General features: G+C 56.3%; 16 protein-coding genes. 15 read left to right on the top strand and 1 reads right to left on the bottom strand.

The annotated features are described in order from the left end of the window. The first annotated feature begins 21 nt into the window (after positions 1-21). The 15 genes from FZ041_RS06380 to FZ041_RS06310 all read left to right on the top strand — a co-directional run bounded on the left by FZ041_RS06380 (position 22) and on the right by FZ041_RS06310 (position 17,054). On the top strand, positions 22-1,878 hold the full coding sequence (locus tag FZ041_RS06380) for an FAD-binding protein (RefSeq protein ID WP_075430341.1): 1,857 nt from the start codon (positions 22-24) through the stop codon (positions 1,876-1,878). A 2-nt stretch (positions 1,879-1,880) separates the two neighbouring features. Continuing rightward, on the top strand, positions 1,881-2,837 hold the full coding sequence (locus FZ041_RS06375) for a succinate dehydrogenase/fumarate reductase iron-sulfur subunit (RefSeq protein ID WP_075430343.1): 957 nt from the start codon (positions 1,881-1,883) through the stop codon (positions 2,835-2,837). A 2-nt stretch (positions 2,838-2,839) separates the two neighbouring features. Continuing rightward, positions 2,840-3,706: a CoB--CoM heterodisulfide reductase iron-sulfur subunit B family protein gene (locus FZ041_RS06370; RefSeq protein WP_075445580.1), complete on the top strand. Its 867-nt coding sequence runs from the start codon at positions 2,840-2,842 to the stop codon at positions 3,704-3,706. Between the two features lie 134 nt (positions 3,707-3,840). Beyond that, entirely contained in the window at positions 3,841-4,716 is an 876-nt protein-coding gene (locus FZ041_RS06365; protein ID WP_149188969.1) for an NAD(P)/FAD-dependent oxidoreductase, read from the top strand. A gap of 76 nt (positions 4,717-4,792) precedes the next feature. Continuing rightward, complete coding sequence (locus FZ041_RS06360; protein WP_149188968.1) at positions 4,793-5,596, top strand: HAD family hydrolase; 804 nt, start codon at positions 4,793-4,795, stop codon at positions 5,594-5,596. 117 nt (positions 5,597-5,713) lie between these two features. Beyond that, entirely contained in the window at positions 5,714-6,052 is a 339-nt protein-coding gene (locus FZ041_RS06355) for a hypothetical protein (RefSeq protein WP_075445577.1), read from the top strand. A gap of 133 nt (positions 6,053-6,185) precedes the next feature. Next, positions 6,186-6,641: a YaaR family protein gene (locus tag FZ041_RS06350; protein WP_075445576.1), complete on the top strand. Its 456-nt coding sequence runs from the start codon at positions 6,186-6,188 to the stop codon at positions 6,639-6,641. After that, complete coding sequence (gene holB, locus FZ041_RS06345) at positions 6,641-7,648, top strand: DNA polymerase III subunit delta' (RefSeq protein WP_149188967.1); 1,008 nt, start codon at positions 6,641-6,643, stop codon at positions 7,646-7,648. The genes FZ041_RS06350 and holB overlap by 1 nt, the downstream gene beginning before the upstream one ends. Positions 7,649-7,667: 19 nt before the next feature. Next, positions 7,668-8,834: a PSP1 domain-containing protein gene (locus FZ041_RS06340; RefSeq protein WP_149188966.1), complete on the top strand. Its 1,167-nt coding sequence runs from the start codon at positions 7,668-7,670 to the stop codon at positions 8,832-8,834. Next, positions 8,831-9,577: a tRNA1(Val) (adenine(37)-N6)-methyltransferase gene (locus FZ041_RS06335; RefSeq protein WP_075445573.1), complete on the top strand. Its 747-nt coding sequence runs from the start codon at positions 8,831-8,833 to the stop codon at positions 9,575-9,577. The genes FZ041_RS06340 and FZ041_RS06335 overlap by 4 nt, the downstream gene beginning before the upstream one ends. Next, positions 9,577-10,440: a 16S rRNA (cytidine(1402)-2'-O)-methyltransferase gene (rsmI, locus tag FZ041_RS06330; protein ID WP_149188965.1), complete on the top strand. Its 864-nt coding sequence runs from the start codon at positions 9,577-9,579 to the stop codon at positions 10,438-10,440. Before FZ041_RS06335 ends, rsmI begins: the two co-directional genes overlap by 1 nt. Positions 10,441-10,511: 71 nt before the next feature. Further along, positions 10,512-12,449 carry a methionine--tRNA ligase gene (metG, locus tag FZ041_RS06325; RefSeq protein WP_149188964.1) on the top strand — a complete coding sequence of 646 codons (1,938 nt, stop codon included), beginning with the start codon at positions 10,512-10,514 and terminating at the stop codon, positions 12,447-12,449. Beyond that, positions 12,449-13,219: a TatD family hydrolase gene (locus FZ041_RS06320; protein WP_149188983.1), complete on the top strand. Its 771-nt coding sequence runs from the start codon at positions 12,449-12,451 to the stop codon at positions 13,217-13,219. Before metG ends, FZ041_RS06320 begins: the two co-directional genes overlap by 1 nt. A gap of 192 nt (positions 13,220-13,411) precedes the next feature. Beyond that, positions 13,412-14,230, top strand: coding sequence for a G5 and 3D domain-containing protein (locus FZ041_RS06315; protein ID WP_075445570.1), 819 nt, complete (start codon positions 13,412-13,414; stop codon positions 14,228-14,230). A 193-nt stretch (positions 14,231-14,423) separates the two neighbouring features. Further along, positions 14,424-17,054, top strand: coding sequence for an EAL domain-containing protein (locus tag FZ041_RS06310; protein WP_187626327.1), 2,631 nt, complete (start codon positions 14,424-14,426; stop codon positions 17,052-17,054). 63 nt (positions 17,055-17,117) lie between these two features. On the opposite strand, the gene FZ041_RS06305 is transcribed toward FZ041_RS06310, so the two are convergent. Continuing rightward, positions 17,118-17,477, bottom strand: a complete 360-nt coding sequence (locus FZ041_RS06305) for a hypothetical protein (protein WP_075445596.1) — start codon at positions 17,475-17,477, stop codon at positions 17,118-17,120. Positions 17,478-17,501 lie beyond the last annotated feature (24 nt).

Genomic DNA, 17,501 nt, shown 5'->3' with positions numbered 1-17,501 from the left:
AGCTTTAGGAGGGGAAACATTATGTCGAAGGAGATTTCACGTCGTACCTTCATAAAAGGCGCGGCAGCAGCCGGTGTCGTACTGGCAGCAGGCTCTTACTTCACGTGGAATGGCAAGAACATTCCGGAAAAAGTCCAGAAGGGAGAGGTCACGTACGATGTACTGATCATCGGCAGCGGCGGCGCTGGCATGCGTGCAGCATTGGCTGCGGCTGAGAACAAGAATCTCAAGGTCGCTGTCATGACGAAGCTCGTCCCGACGCGTTCGGCTTCGACGATGGCACAGGGCGGCATGAACGGTGTCACGGCTGTTACCGATACGGCAGATACGGTCGAGTCCCATGTGTTCGATACGATCAAGGGCGGCGACTATCTCTGCGACCAGGATGCGGTCGAATACTTCGCTGAGCGTGCTGGTGCCAACATCTATGAGATGGATTATATGGGCTATCCGTACAACCGCCAGAAGGACGGCTGCTTCCATCAGCGCAAGATGGGCGGCCATTCGCATGCACGTGCTTCCTACTTCGAGGACCGCGCTGGCCATGCAATGGTGCACACGCTGTTCGAGCAGTGCCTGGACAAAGGCATTGATTTCATCTCCGAGTGCCAGATGCTTGAGATCAGCATGGGCGGCGAGAAGAACGACCAGCTCAACGGCGTTATCGCTATGGATATGCGCACAGGCAATCTCATCGGCGTTCCGGCTAAGGCTGTCATCATCGCGACGGGCGGCTATGGCCGTGTCTACTGGATCCGTACGTCCAATCCGTACAGCTCCACGGGTGACGGCATCGTGGCCGGCATGAATGCTGGTATCCCGTTCAAAGATCCCGAGATGGTGCAGTTCCATCCGACGGGCCTTTCGGCTAATGGTGTCCTGCTTTCCGAGTCCAGCCGTGCCGAGGGCGCGCAGCTCAAGAACAAGAATGGCGAGCGCTTCATGGCTAAATATGCACCGGAGAAGATGGAGCTGGCAACGCGTGATATCGTAGCGCGTGCTATCGCTACGGAGATCGAGGAAGGCCGCGGTATCGGCGAAGGCATCCATGCCGGCGTCTACATGGACTTCACGGTCATCCCGGCCGAGCGTATCCGCGAGCGTCTGGGACAGGTTGCTGACCTTTCCAAACGCTTCGCCGGTGTCGATATCACGAAAGAACCGGTTCCTATTGCACCGACCTGCCACTATTCCATGGGCGGCCTTGAGATGGCTGACTTCCATACGGGCGAGTCGCGCGTACCGGGCATCTATGTCGCTGGTGAGTGCAGCTGCGTATCGGTACATGGTGCAAACCGCCTCGGCGCAAACTCCCTGTCTGAGGTACTCGTCTTCGGCCATACGGCTGGCGATGGTGCAGCAGCTTACGCAAAAGATCATAATTATGCTGGCAGCCAGGACAAACTCGCTCAGGATTGCCAGAAATGGAAAGATAAATTCGAAGAAGTCACGAACCGTCCGGAAGGCTGCGGCAAGACCGTACCGGAGATCCGTGATGCCATGGTCAACACGATGTGGTACAAAGCTGGCGTATTCCGGCAGGAAGACCAGCTGAACCAGGCAACGCAGGAGCTCAAGGCTCTTGAGGAAGAGTATAAGCATTGCTATGTCGGCGACAGCTCGCATGTCTATAATACGGCTTTTGAGCAGTACGTCGAGCTCGGCAACCTGCTGCAGATCTCCCATGCCATCGTACAGGGCGCACTGGCTCGCAAAGAGAGCCGTGGCGGTCATTCCCGTCGTGACTATCCGAAACGTGATGACAAGAACTTCCTCAAACATACGCTTATCTTCAAAGATCAGAAGACGGGCGAGTATCGTGCGGAATATAAAGACGTCGTTATCACGAAATATCAGCCGAAAGAAAGGAAGTATTGATCATGGACGTAAAGCTTAGAATCCATCGCTTCGTTGAAGGGAAAAAATGGGTACAGGATTACACGCTTCCGGTTACGGTCGGCATGACGGTACTTGAGGCACTGACGCAGGTCAAAGAGCATCAGGACCCGACCCTTTCGTTCACTTGCTCCTGCCGTTCGTCCATCTGCGGCGCTTGCGCTGTCCGCGTCAACGGCAACGCAGAGCTCTCCTGCGAGATCCTCGTCGAGAACCTCATGAAGCGTTACGATACGGATGAGCTCACGATTGAGCCGCTGGGCAACTTCCGTGTCATTCGCGACCTCATCGTCGACTGGGATCCGAAATATGCCCGCATCAAGAAAATCAACCCGACGGTACATCCGAAGGATGAGTTCTCCGCTGAGAAAGGCTGCAAGCAGTCGCCGGAGGACTTCAACAAATACAAGAAACTCGCCGGCTGCATTCTCTGCGGCTCCTGCGTATCCGAGTGCAACAAGAATGCACTGAGCCAGGATGACTTCCTCGATCCCTTCGTTTTCGTCAAGGCTGCGAAAATCACGCAGGATTCCCGTGACAAAGATCCGAAGGAACATCTCAAAGCTGTTGTCGATGCTGGTCTCTGGCGCTGCTTCAACTGCCAGGAGTGCACGGCAAAATGCCCGAAGGGCCTCGATCCGGCTGGTGCCATCGAGAAGCTCAAGGAAGCTACGTTCAAGATGGGCCTCGATGACAACGTCGGTGCCCGCCATGCCAAGGCAATCTATGACGATATCAGCGAGTCCGGTACGCTTGACGAGTCGAAGCTCAACATCAAGTCGGAGGGCTTCTTCGCCGCTGGTCTGCGTGCACCGATGGCCCTGCGTCTCATGCGTGTCGGCAAGATGAATCCGCTCGACAGCCATCCGGTCAACAAAGAGATTGAAACCATCCGCAAGGTCGTCAAGAATGCGGAAGCGGCAGCGAAGGAGGAGAACTGACTATGAAGTACGCATTATTCCCGGGCTGCGTCCTTGAAGGCGCTGCAGCTGAGGCTTATACGTCCCTGAAGAAAGTCTGCGAGAAGCTCGGCATCGAAGTAGAAGAAATCCCGAACTGGACCTGCTGTGGTGCGTCGCACGCACAGGGTGTCAATGATCTGGCAGCACTGGCTGTCAACGCGCGCAACATCTCGATTGCCGAGCATATGGGCCTAGACATCATGACCGTCTGCAACACCTGCACGCTGCAGCTGCGTACGGCTAAAGCCCGTCTCGACAAGGATGAGAAGCTCCGCGAGAAGGTCAACAAGATCCTCAAGGATTCCGGTCATCCGTATGAATACAAAGGCACGAGCCAGGTCACGCACTTCCTCTGGATCCTCGACGATCATCCGGAGATCCTCGATGGCAAGATCACGAACCCGCTCAATGGCTATAAAGTTGCCGGGTACTATGGCTGCCATATCCTGCGTCCGCAGGAGGTCATGGACCATGGCGACGGCAAGCATCCAGAGTATCTGGAGCGCCTGATCCGCAAGCTCGGTGCTGAGCCGGTATGGTTCAGTGCAAACCGCAAGTGCTGCGGCTTCCATGCCCAGCTGGCGGCTGAGCACGATGTGCTCGTCGCTACGGGCCAGATTGTCGACAGTGCCGATCAGGCTGGTGCTGGCGCTATCGTTACGCCGTGCCCGCTCTGCCAGATGCAGCTCGATATGTACGAGCCGGAGGGCCGTGAGGCCGTCCACTCGCAGGCTGAGGTTCCTATCCTCCACCTGCAGCAGCTCGTCGGCCTGGCACTGGGCATGACGAAAGCCGAGGTCGGCTTTGACCGTCACGTCTCGGCACAGGAAAAGCTCAAACTGGGCTGATGAATCAACGTACCCTTTCCTAAATTATATAAACACACATCACAACGCAAAGGTGACAGGCTTACAGAAAGCCTGTCACCTTTGTGCTATAATGGGGCAAACTGATAACCAAGCAGGGGGAAGGAGTGCTGTTCATGGCAAGAGTTGTGGTGATTGGTTCAGGGCCGGCCGGCGTGTCGGCGGCACTTTACGCACGGCGGGGAGGTGCGGAGGTCACAGTGGTCTCCCGCGGGGAGCAGACCGGGGCGCTCGCCAAGGCGCATCTCATCGAGAATTACTACGGGCTGGAAGAGCCGGTGTCCGGTGCAGAGCTGCTGCGCCGGGGAATCGCTGGCGCCCGGAAGCTCGGGGTGGAATTTACCGAGGATGAGGTACTGTCGCTGGCCTTTGATGATTCGTTCACAGGATTCCTTGTAGAGGGCCGTAAGGCGAAGCTGGCGGCTGACAGTGTCATCCTAGCTGCCGGTGCGGCGCGCAGCAGCTTGAAATTGCCGGGCATTGCCGCGTTTGAAGGCAAGGGGGTCAGTTATTGCGCAGTCTGTGATGCCTTCTTCTATCGCGGTAAGGCGGTGGCGGTCATCGGTGCCGGCGAGTATGCGCTGCATGAGGCGCAGGCGCTGCTGCCCCATGCGGCCCGGGTTGTCCTGCTGACCAATGGGGCAGAACCAGCCGTGGCTGTTCCGGCGGACATCGATGTGCAGACAGGCGCCTTGGCGGCGATAGAAGGGGAAACGCGCGTGGCGCGTGTGCGGTTTGCTGATGGCAGTGCGCTGGATACGGATGGTGTATTCCTGGCCTTGGGGACGGCCGGCAGCACGGAGCTGGCACGCAAGCTTGGCATCATGCTGGCGGGCAATAACATCAAGACCGATGCGCATATGGCGACGAATGTGCCGGGCATCTTTGCGGCTGGCGACTGCACGGGCGGTCTCCTGCAGGTAGCCAAGGCTGTCTATGAGGGCGCAGAGGCGGGCCTGGCGGCTGTGAAGTTCCTGCGCGAAAAACAATAGACGGAAAATACCTGATTGTGATAGAATCGAATAGTGGTTACGAATGATAGTCTAAGCAGAGATTAAGAGGTGCACGATGATTAAACTGATTTTATCGGATATGGACGGTACGCTGCTCGATGAAGCGGGTAACATGCCGGCAGGCTTTGATGATGTGATGGCACAGCTGCATGAGCGCGGCGTGATGTTTGCGCCGGCCAGCGGCCGCCAGTATCAGTCGCTGGTAGAGAGTTTCCCCGAGTACGCGGATAAATTCCTGTTCATCAGCGATAATGGCACGATGGTGCGCCAGCATGGCCGGGAAATCTTTTCCGATGTCATCGAGCGCCAAAATGCGCTGCGCCTTATCGATAGCGTCAATGAAATCGATGGCATCTACAATGTGTTCTGCGGCAAGAAGAAGGCCTATATGCTCAAGGGCAAGCATCCGGAGAAATACTTCGATGAATTGCAGAAATATTTCCGGGAGCTCGAGCTGGTCGATGATTTCGCAGCTGTCGATGACGATCCCATCAAGGTCTCATTCTTCACGGCCGGTGCCGATGCGGATACGAAGATCTTCCCGCTGTTTGCGCAGGAGCAGGCAAACATGCAGGTCGTGCTCGCAAGCGCTTACTGGGTGGATATCACCAATAAGGGGGCAAACAAGGGCATGGCCGTGCGCAAGGTGCAGGATCGCCTGGGCATCGGCTTCGAGGAATGTGCGGCATTTGGCGACTATATGAACGACAAGGAAATGCTGGAGTCGGTCTATTACAGCTATGCGATGGATAATGCTTATCCCGATATCAAGGAAATCGCTCGCTTCACGACGAAGAGCAATGCCGAAAACGGTGTACTTTGGCAGATCGAGCAGCTTATCGATCAGGGTCTTTGCTAAGAAAATATTAATGGAAATATAATGTAAAAGAGGTCGTCGTTTTAAGGTTCTTCCAATTTGCAGCTTCTATACTAGCAACTGTGAAGATAAAGATTTGAGACAAAGGAGTCTGAAGTTATGAAAGCAAGCATGAAAAAAGTCACGGCAATCGCATTGGCTGGCATGATGAGCTTTGGCGTTGCCAGTGTTTCCCTGTCGAGTGTTTCCGAGGCACATCATAATGATGCGCAGCAGGAAGAGTATGCCGATGGCACGTCAAATAAATACAGCCATCGCATCCATGAGGAGGAGACGACACATCGCCAGAATGTCCGCTCGATCCGTTATGAGCATCGCAAGGGCATGATTGATGATAAAGAGCATGAAAAGAAGCTCAAAGAGGAGCAGGAGCGTCATGATCATCAGATGAAGCAGATCAAAGAAGATTATGAGTCGCATAGCCGTCATAAAAAGTAAATAAGCGATAGGCGGCAGAGGCCGTCCGGCAGAAAGGCCGGGCGGTCTTTTTATTGCATATTGCCAGTGGAAACGGTATAATCAAAGATAGATAAATATGGCCGCAATCCAAGAGCAAAGCAGGTGACAGATTATGCCAATGAAAATCGATAATATGACGGCGCAGGGGCCGTCGATTTCCGTGAGCCGCAGCACGGAAGAAGAGCGCGTCCGCGATGCGGATGCCGATTTCGGTGCGGAGCTCCGCAGCCAGGAGGAGTCGGTGACGACGGAGCAGCTCGACAAGCTGCTCAAGCAGATCGATGAGCAGGGGGCGCGGCTCTCGCGGACGCCGACCTATGATGAGCTCAAGTCATACCGCACGCTAATCAAGAATTTTGTCGGCGAGGCTGTCAATCATATGTATGAACTCCATACACAGGCTGGCTGGGACCGCATGGGCCGCCAGAAGGTCTATACGACGGTGCGCAAGATTGACAAGAAACTCGAGGAGATGGCGGAGAAGATCCGGCTGGGGCAGGCGAACCAGCTGGATATCATTGCAAGCCATGATGCCATCCGCGGGATGCTCGTGGATATCTACATGTAATGGAAATCAGCTGGGATAAGATCATCGGCCACGCGGAACAGAAGCAGCAATTGCAGACGATGCTGGCCGAGGGACGCTTGCCGCATGCACTGCTTCTGGCAGGGCCAGATGGCATCGGCAAGAAGATGGTAGGCCGGGCCTTGGCAGCGGCCATACTTTGCGGCGAACATACGGGAAAGGGCGCAGCCTGCGGTCACTGTGCGTCGTGTCAGGCGATGCGGCTCGAAAGCCATCCCGATTACTATGAGGTCTTGCCAGAGAGCCGCGGCAAGGCGGCTAAGGTCATCCGCATCGAGCAGATTCGCGAGATGCAGACGGAAGCCTCGCGTTATCCGACGCTGTCAGCAGGCCGGGTCGTGCTCATCGACGAGGCCGAGCGCATGAACGAGGCGGCAGCCAACAGCCTCCTGAAGACGTTGGAGGAGCCGGCAGGACAGGTTACGTTCCTGCTGGTCACGAGCGCGCGCAGCTCGCTGCTCGACACCATCGTTTCGCGGTGCATGCCGATGGCTTTTGGCATGCTGCCGTCTGAGGAGATGGCGCAAGCGCTCAAGGGCAGGGGCATACCCGAGGCTGCGGCTGCGGAGCTGGCGGCTTTGGCTGATGGCAGCCTGGGCCGGGCTGTGACGCTGTATGAGAACGGCGGCCTGGAGCTGCGTGATGATGCGCTGGCGTTCCTTGAGCAGCTCGATGATATGGGCCTGGAACAGGTCTGGCAGCAAGCCAAGACCAAAGGGGCTTGGGAGCGGGAGAAGCTGGCGGAGTGGTTCCTGTATCTCAACATGATGCTGCGGGATATGCTGGTGCTCTATGAGGATGGTGCAAGCCCGCTGCTTTACCACCAGGACAGCCGGCAGCGGCTGGCGGGACTCCTGCCGCGTTTCACGGAGCCCCGCATCTTTGCGCTGCTCGCGCTGGTGCGGGACTTGCAGCGACGGCTGCAGGCCAATGTGAACCTGCCGCTGCAGATGGAAGGATTCTTATTGCGTATACGCGATTTGACATAGATATATTAGGAGGAAAACAGTGCAGACAATCATAGGGGTCCGCTTCAAGAAGGCGGGAAAGATATATTATTTTGGCCCGGGGAATCTCGAGATCGAGCAGGGGCAGCATGTCATTGTCGAAACGGCACGCGGCATGGAGTGCGGACTGACGGTCCTGGGCCCGCGTGAGGTGGAGGATCAGGAGATCACCCAGCCGCTGAAGATCGTCCATCGCATCGCCAATGCATCCGATCTCCAGCGCATCGAGGAGAACAAGAAGCGCCAGGTAGAGGCCTTTGCCATCTGTGAGAAGAAGATCCAGGAGCACAAGCTGCCGATGAAGCTCGTCGAGGTCGAGTACACCTTTGACATGAACAAGATCATCTTCTATTTCACGGCAGATGGCCGCATCGATTTCCGCAATCTGGTCAAGGATCTCGCGGCGGTGTTCCGCACGCGCATCGAGCTCCGGCAGATCGGCGTGCGTGATGAGGCCAAGCTCATGGGCGGTATTGGCTGCTGCGGGCGGCCGCTCTGCTGTGCGTCGTTCCTCGGCGACTTCGAGCCCGTATCGATCCGCATGGCCAAGGAGCAGAACCTGTCGCTGAACCCGACGAAGATCTCGGGTATCTGCGGCCGCCTGATGTGCTGCCTCAAATACGAGAATGACTGCTACTGCGAGAACTGCCACAAGAAGCAGAAAAAAGTCATGGCCCCGGCCCAGGGCAGCCGCGTCGTGTCGGTCGAGGGTGAGGGCAAGGTCATCTCGCTGAACCAGCAGCGCCGGACGGCGACCATCCTGCTCGATAACAGCCGGACGATTGTGGCCTCTTGGGAAGATGTCATCGAGAAGGATGAGGACGATGCAGGGACGCTGGCTAGTGCCATCTCTGCTGAGCCGGCTGTCGATGAGGTCCTTGCCGGCATGGCGGCCGAGGCCGAGCCACGACAGGAACGTCCGCGCCGCGAGCGCAGCCGCCGGCCGCGTGGTGACCGCAAGCCGGATGGCCATGCGCGTGACCGGCGGGAAAATCGCGAGCGGGACAAGGAATCGCGCAATGGTGGTTCCCACAGCCGCCGCCGTCCCCGTGGCGACCATGAGAAGGGCCGTGAGGGCGGCAGCAACCGTTCCCGGCGCGACCGCCGTCTGCGCGGCAACCGCGAGAAGAATGGCAACAACGGCGGAGGCAAGGAAAACAAAGAATGAGAGACGTCAGCCTGAAGGAAAATGAACGGCTGGACGATTTGATGAAGAGCGGGCGGCACATCATCCAGAACACGCAGGAATTCTGCTTTTCGCTGGATGCGGTGCTGCTCGCCCACTTTTTATCGTGGAAAAGCCGGCAGAAAGTGTTGGAGCTCGGCACGGGCACGGGGGTCATCCCCTTGATCATTGCCGATGAGGTGGCCCGGGTCGATGCCGTGGAGCTCAATCCGGTCATGGCCGATGTCGCGGCCCGCAATGTCTGGATGAATGAGCTGGAAGACAAGATTTTCGTCCGTGAGGGTGACTACCGTGGGATTCGGGAGCTTTACGCGCCCGAATCTTTTGATGTGGTGGTAGCCAATCCACCGTATCGGCCGGTGGCGCAGGGACAGGTAAATAAGATGTCAGGCGTTGCCAGGGCACGCCATGAATTCACGGCAACCCTGGCGGATGTCGTGCGTGCGGCCCGCTATGCGCTGCGGTTCGGCGGCCATTTTGCGATGGTGCACCTGCCTGAGCGGCTCGGGGAGATCATCGTGTGCCTGCATGAGCATCAGCTGGCGCCGAAACGCTTGCAGATGGTGCAGCCGAAGGATGGCAAGGCCCCGAACATGATGCTCATCGAGGCTGTCGTCGGCGCGGCGCCCGGCGGGCTCAAGGTCCTGCCGCCGCTTATCGTACATGAGGAAGATGGCAGTTATACACCGGAGATCCTGCGGATCTATGGCATGGAGGAAGAGTGATGACAACAGAATCAGCAAATGGTGCCGGGACGCTTTATCTTTGCGCGACGCCCATCGGCAACCTGGAGGATATGACTTATCGCGCAGTGCGCATGCTGGGTGAGGTGGAACTGATCGCGGCGGAAGATACGCGGCATACGCGCCAGCTGCTCACGCATTTCGACATCCATACGAAGCTCACGAGCTATCACGAACACAACAAGTTCACGAAAGGGCCGGAGCTCATCGAATATATCCAGCAGGGGCATGATCTCATCTGTGTCAGCGATGCGGGGCTGCCTGGCATCTGCGATCCTGGCAGCCATCTAGCGGAGCTTGCGATTGCGGCGGGCATCCGCGTTTCGCCATTGCCGGGCTGCAATGCTGGCCTGTCGGCGCTGATTTGCTCAGGACTTGATACGACATTGTTTACGTTTGTCGGTTTCCTGCCCAAGACGGGCAAGAAACAGCAGGAGACGCTTGCTCGTATCAAAGGCTATGAAGGTTCGCTGATTTTCTATGAGGCGCCGCATCATTTGAAGGCAACGCTCAAGCAGCTGCTGGCAGGCCTTGGCGACCGCCGGGCAGTGCTGGGCCGGGAACTCACGAAGAAGTTTGAGGAGTTCCGTCGCGGCAATTTGTCAGAGCTTATGGAATACTATCAGCAGAACGACCCGCGGGGCGAGTATGTCATCGTCGTCGAGGGCGCTGGGGAGGAGACGATGCCGGCTGAGGCTGAAACGATGCCGGCTGATCCTGTCGAGCTTTGTAAGCAGCTGATGGCCGCTGGCCTTGACAAGAAACAGGCCATGCGTGAAACCGCGAAAAAACTTGGCCTTAGCCGCCGCGATGTCTATCAGGCTATGCTGACAGAGCAGGAATAATGCGCTATAATGAAAAAGTTAGAAGAAAACCCGAATCATTAGCGGGTTTATTATAAGGAGGATCATTTTCCATGACAGAGAAAAAACCGTTTTATATCACGACGCCGATTTATTATCCGAGTGCCAAGCTGCATATCGGCCATGCATACTGCACGACGATTGCTGACTCGATTGCCCGCTTTCATCGCCTGGCCGGAGAGGATGTATTCTTCCTGACGGGCTCGGACGAGCACGGCCAGAAAATCCAGGAGAAGGCTGAGGCTGAAGGCGTAACGCCCATCGAGTACACGGATAAGATCGTTGCCGGTTTCCAGAATCTCTGGCAGCGCCTGAACATCAGCAATGATGATTTCATCCGCACGACGCAGAAACGTCATGAGAAAGTGGTCCAGGAAATCTTCCGCCGCATCTATGCCAAGGGCGATATCTACAAAGGCTCCTACAAGGGCCTCTATTGCACGCCGTGTGAAAGCTATTGGACCGAGCATCAGCTCGATGAGAATGGCTGCTGCCCGGACTGCCATCGCCCGGTACAGGAAGTTGCCGAGGAGGCATACTTCTTCAAGATGAGCAACTATCAGGACAAGATCCTTGCATATATTGAGGAGAATCCGGATTTCATCCAGCCGGCATCGCGCCGCAATGAGATGATCAACTTCATCAAGCAGGGCCTTGAAGACCTCTGCATCTCGCGCACGTCCTTTGACTGGGGCATCCCGGTTCCCATCGATGAGAAGCATGTCATCTATGTTTGGTTCGATGCACTGACGAACTATCTGACGCCGATTGGTTTCCTCGATGATCCCGAGAAATTCAACAAATTCTGGCCAGCCGATTTGCATCTTGTCGGTAAGGAAATCGTGCGTTTCCATACGATTATCTGGCCGTGCATCCTTATGGCCCTCGATTTGCCGCTGCCGAAGAAAGTCTATGGTCACGGTTGGTTGATTGTCGATGGCGACAAGATGTCGAAGTCGAAGGGCAACGTCGTTGACCCGATTGCCCTTATCGACGAGTTCGGTGCCGATGCAATCCGCTATTTCCTGCTGCGGGAAATCAACCTCGGCCAGGATGGCAACTTCTCGCGCGATGCCTTGATCCAGCGCATCAACAGCGATCTGGCCAACGACCTCGGCAACCTGCTGCATCGCACCCTCAACATGATCGGCAAGTTCCAGGATGGCATCGTGCTCGCACCGCAGGGTGAGAGTGAGATCGATGCATCGCTCAAGGCTGATGCCGCTGAGACGGTGCAGTTCTTCGATGAGAACATGCAGAAGATGGAGTTGTCGCTGACCATCAAGAAGGTCTGGGCCTTCATCAGCCGTGCCAACAAGTATATCGATGAGACGGCACCGTGGGCACTGGCCAAAGAGCCGGAGAAGAAGCAGGAGCTCGCGAATGTCATGTACAACCTCGTCGAGTCGCTGCGTCATATCAGCGTGCTGATCGCGCCGTTCATGCCGATCACGGCTGAGCGCATCTGGCAGCAGCTCAACCTGCCGCAGGCTTTTGCCGAGGTGCAGCTTGACGATATCCGCGCTTGGGGCGGCACGCCGGCTGACCTCAAAGTCGGCACGCCGGAGCAGCTTTTCCCGCGCATCGAGGTCGAAAAGGAAGAGCAGCCGACAAAACAGCCGAAGGCTAACAAGCAGAAAAAAGAGAAGAAAGCCGACAAGAAGGATGACAGCGGTGAGGTAACCTTCGATGAGTTCAGCAAACTGCAGCTGCGTGTCGCGAAGGTTCTCGCAGCTGAGAAGATCCCTGAGACGGATAAGCTGCTCAAACTCAAGGTGGACCTCGGCAGCGAGCAGCGTGAGCTCGTATCAGGCATCGCCAACCACTACGAGCCGTCGGAACTCATCGGCAAGAATGTCGTCATGGTGGCGAACCTCAAGCCGGCCAAGATCCGCGGCGTCGTTTCCCATGGCATGGTGCTTGCGGCTTCGCAGGGCGATGATCTCAAGGTTGTCTCGGTCGACATGCCGGTCGGAGCTGTCGTCAAATGATGGAGCTTGTCGATACGCATACGCATCTCAATGATGTGAAATTTGCCGGTCACGAGCAGGAGGTCATCGAGCGTGCCCGTGAAAACGGCGTGACGCGTCTGATCAACATGGGCGATACGCTGGCCTCGTCGGCCAAGGCCGTCGAGCTCGCAGCCTCCTATGAGGGCGTCTATGCCGGCGTAGGCATCCATCCCGAGGAGGCTTTCCCGATGACGGGGAAGGATGACGATATGCTGGCGGCTTGGACCGAGCAGCCGCGGGTCGTGGCTATCGGTGAGATCGGCCTTGACTATTATTGGGAGAAGGACCTCGAAAAGCGGGCACTGCAGCAGCGCATCTTCATCCGCCAGCTCGACCTGGCACGTCAGCTGCATCTGCCAGTCTGCATCCATGACCGTGATGCCCATGGCGATACGCTGGCTATCCTCAAGCGGGAGGGCCGTGGCCTGCGCGGTGTCATGCACTGCTTTTCGGGCAGCTGGGAGATGGCACAGGAACTGCTGAAGCTGGGCTGGTATATCGGGGTCGATGGGCCGCTGACCTTCAAGAATGCGGCGAAACTGCCGGAAATCGTACAGAGATTTCCGCTGGAACGGCTCTTGGTGGAGACGGATGCCCCATATCTGGCCCCTGTGCCGATGCGTGGCAAGCAGAATGAACCGGCCTTCGTGCGCTATGTGGCCGAGAAAGTCGCCGAAATCAAGGGGATTTCCGTGGATTTGGTGGCAGAACAGACCTCACGCAACGCGGAGGAACTATACGTCCTGTAACCCTTGTAAATCATAGTTTTTAGCAAAAGTGGTGGACAAAGTCACAAAAGTGGCGCCCACCACTTTTCTTGTCCCATTGTTCAGCTGGTTTTCAGCCTAAAGTGGGAGAATGAGACATGTGGGTTTGACAGGGTCATGACTCACATGGTATACTTCATAAAGTTCTTCACAAGCATTTGAAGGGGGCTTTTAATGAGTTTAACCAAACTTGTGACATTCAATAGCAAAGAAAAAAAATTGATGCTGTGCCTGATGCTCGCAGTACTCATGATGATGACGACGGGTTTCACACGCAACACGGTCCCGTCGGCAATGCATCAAGTGTCTGTCCTCGTGGATGGACGTACGATTACCCTGAATACGACCCATACGAGCCCGGACTACATCCTTATCCGGGCTGGCGTGAAACTCAGCGCCAACGATGAATTCCGTTTGGAAAAGATCGACGATAAGAACACGAAAATAACGGTTTACCGTGCGGTCCCGGTAACTGTCTCGTACAATGGTCAGAAAAAGGAAGTTATGACCAGCAAGCAGACCGTAGGCGACGCCCTGATCGAATTGGGCTACAATCTGGAAGACGTGGAAGCGGCTCCAGGACTGGATACGAAAATTCAGGAAAACTTGGATATAGTGGTAAAAGACAGTGCCGCTAAACTTCAGGCACTGGCTCGGCAGCGTGAAGAACAAATGAAGCCGAAGGTACAGACGGAGATGGGCCAGCGTGCCTATCGCAATGTCTATACGATGGAGGCTACTGCCTATCTGCCCAGCGATGGCGGCGGCAGCGGCATAACGGCGACTGGCATCGCGGCAGCCCGCGGCGTCGTAGCTGTTGACCCGAATGTGATTCCTCTGGGATCGCGTGTGTACATCCCCGGCTATGGCGTAGCCATTGCCGCCGACACGGGCGGAGCAATCCGCGGCGAGCGCATCGACCTCTGCATGGAGTCGTATGGCGAGGCCATGAACTTTGGCCGCCGCTACGTCGAAGTCTATGTATTAGACTGAGAAAAAACAATATGTCAGCAAGGGAAGCCTTTCCGGAAACGGGAGGGCTTTTCTTATGGGCAAAATTATTTTGTGCTTTATGCAACATTCGTTCACAAATGTATAATAATTATGCTATAATTAATGGTAATTAATAGCATACGCGAATGGAAGCGGTATGCAGCTGGTAAAATCCGCGAAAGGACGAGTGTTGATGGAGCAAAGCAAGATAGTTGCCTTGACGAAAAAACTGTTGCGTGATTACTACGAATACGGAGACATTGCGGAGCTGGAGAATATGTTTTCGGAGGATGTGATCACGTTCGGTATTCATTCGGACAGCTATGCGACTGGGAAAGATAGGGCCGCGCAATGCTTGCGCCAGATGTATTACGAGCTGAAATCCTGCCGGGTCACCAAGCTGAAATGCATAGAAAAGGCTACGGACCAGGGCTGGGCCGTGCGGGCCAATCTCGTGTTCTCCACGACGAATCGCATGCGCAACATGCATCAGGTGCTCGTGATGTTCCGCGATAGCGCTGCTGGCCGCAAAATCTGCGGCTTGCATTTCCAGCACGACATGCGCCATGAGCTGCTCTATCAGGCCGTGAGCTCGCGTATCCTCAATCGCGGCGAGCTGGCGGATGGCTCGATGGATGAGGTCATGGACATGGTGGCTTCGTATGTCAACTGCGCCTATGTCCAGTACCGGCCCGATCAGGAGCTGCCTGTCGACTATTATAGCGAAGAGCTTTGGCGCATGCTCGGCTACAAGTCCGGCCCGGCTTTCGGCCAGCAGTTTGCCGGGCAGGATATTCTGCTGGAGCGGCTCGTGCACCCGCATGACTTGGTGCCCAGCCGTGAGGAGATCAAGCGCCAGCTGCTGAAGTCGGACAGCTACCAGGTCGAGTTCCGCCTGCGCCGGGCTGATGACAGCTATATCTGGTGCATCGAGTGCGGCCGCTATGTGCTTGATCCGAAATCGGGCATCGGCACCTTCAATGCCGTGATCACGAACCTGTCGCCACTCAAGCAGACGCATGCTTCCTTCCTATACAACCTGCGTCATGACCGGCTGACCAATCTCTACAATAAGAAGGCCTTCTGCCGCCGCACCGCTGAGGTGCTGGCCGATAATCCCGATACCGAGTTCGAGATCATGCGCTTCAACATCGCGCGCTTCAAGGTCATCAACGATCTGTTCGGCGAGGAGACAGGGGACAAGCTGCTGCGCTATATCGCGCATTTCCTCAAGAGCATCAAGCTGGAGCCCTGTGTCTATGGGCGCCTCTATGCCGATAACTTCCTGCTCTGCTATCCCACGCATGACGATATGCGCAATCATATGATAAGCTCGCTGCAGATGCTGGCCGAGACGTTTGCGCTGGATTACCGCATCGAGTTCTACTTCGGTGTCTATACGATCCGTGATACGGCGTTGTCGGTGACGACGATGATCGACCGGGCTTCCATGGGCCTGGCCAAGGCGGCCCATAACGGCGTGGTGGCCTGCGGCGAATACGGCGAAGACATGCGCGACAATATCGTCAACGAACAGGTCATCGTCAACAACATGCAGAGTTCGCTGCTGCGCGGCGAGTTCCTCGTCTACATCCAGCCAAAATACGAGCTCATGAGTGAGAAGATCGTGGGCGGCGAGGCGCTGGTGCGCTGGCTGCATCCGCAGCTGGGCTTCATCTCGCCTTCGCGATTCATTCCCATCTTTGAGAAGAATGGTTTCATCTATCAGCTCGACAAATACGTCTGGGAGAGGGCCTGCCAGATCCTGCGCGAGGATATGGATGCGGGGCGGCCGGTCTTGCCGATCTCTGTCAATGTGTCCCGCATTGATTTCTATAGCCCCAATATCGTGCAGGTATTTGAACAGCTCATTGAAAAATATGATATCCCGCCGCGGCTGCTGGAGCTGGAGCTCACCGAAAGTGCCTATGTGGAGAACCCGCAGCAGATCATCGAGATCACCAAGGAATTGCAGCGCAAGGGCTTCCCGATTCTCATGGACGACTTCGGCAGCGGCTATTCCTCGCTCAACATGCTCAAGGACATGCCTGTCGACATCCTGAAGATCGATCTGCAGTTCCTGTCAGACAGTGACAAAGAGGACAATGGCCGGGGGGGCAATATCCTGAATTCTGTCGTGCGCATGGCCAAGTGGCTGCATATCCCCGTCATTGCCGAAGGCGTCGAGAAGCAGCAGCAGGTAGATTTCCTGCGGACAATCGGCTGTGAGTGCGTGCAGGGCTACTTTTTCTCGAAGCCGGTGCCGCTGGAGGTCTATCGTGACCTGGTCGGCAAGGGGTTCAGCGAAACGCCGCTGCCGGTGCATCTGGGGCCGGAGGACACCGTGGATATGATGACGATGTCGGCGCAGCTGACCGTGCTCTTCAATGGCGCGGGCGGCGCTATCGGTCTCTACGAGCTCGTGGGCGGCACGCTGGAGATCCTGCGGGCCAACGACGGCTATTTCAAGTTGTTCGGCGACTCGCGGGACAACGTCTACGGCCCGGACAGCTCGACCATCGACCGCATCGATTACCGGGACCGCGAGCGCTTCTGGCAGACCATCCGACAGGCTGAGGCCTCGAAAAGTGTCGAGGAATGCGAGCTGCGCCGTTACTGCGCAGATGGACGCCTGCTCTGGATACGCGTGCGGGCCAGCATCATCTATGTGGAGCAGCTGTGCACGCTGCTGTATCTGGTCATGGAGGATGTCACGCCGCTGGCCGAGGAGCGCGAGCAGCTCCAGAAGATGCTGGAGCGTCTGCGGGCCATCAATCCACAGGAAGTTGCTGCCTTGGAGCAGGAATTCCACAAATTATCATGAATAAGCCAAAAGGCTGCAAGAAAGTGTGCGGATAAGCACTTTCTTGCAGCCTTTTTTGTGGTCTCAGTTTTTGACGATGGTCATATCGGCATGGTCGGCCTCGGCCTTCTGGATCATGACCTTGAGGCGTTCGATGTTCTTCTTGTGCCGGTTGATGGCAAAGCCGATGCGGATGTGTTCCTCCTCGGTGAAGGCGGGATTCTCATAGGATTTCTCGATGCGCTTGAGGCGTTCCTCGACCTCGTGCAGTTCGTCCTTCATCGGTTTGACATGCTCGAGGGCCAGACCGTAGACTGCACGGATCTGCTCCTCTACGTATTTGGCATAGCCTGGTTCGCCGGAGACATCTTCGAGACGCTTGGCGACATGATAGATGATATCGAAAGGGCTTTCGCCACTGTGGATCATGCGGACGATTTCCATCTTGACCTGCTGCTGGATGCCGTG

The organism is Pseudoselenomonas caprae (genome assembly GCF_008271345.1).
GTDB classification, from domain to species: Bacteria; Bacillota; Negativicutes; order Selenomonadales; family Selenomonadaceae; genus Selenomonas_A; species Selenomonas_A caprae.
This window is presented reverse-complemented; position numbering and strand designations above follow the sequence as displayed.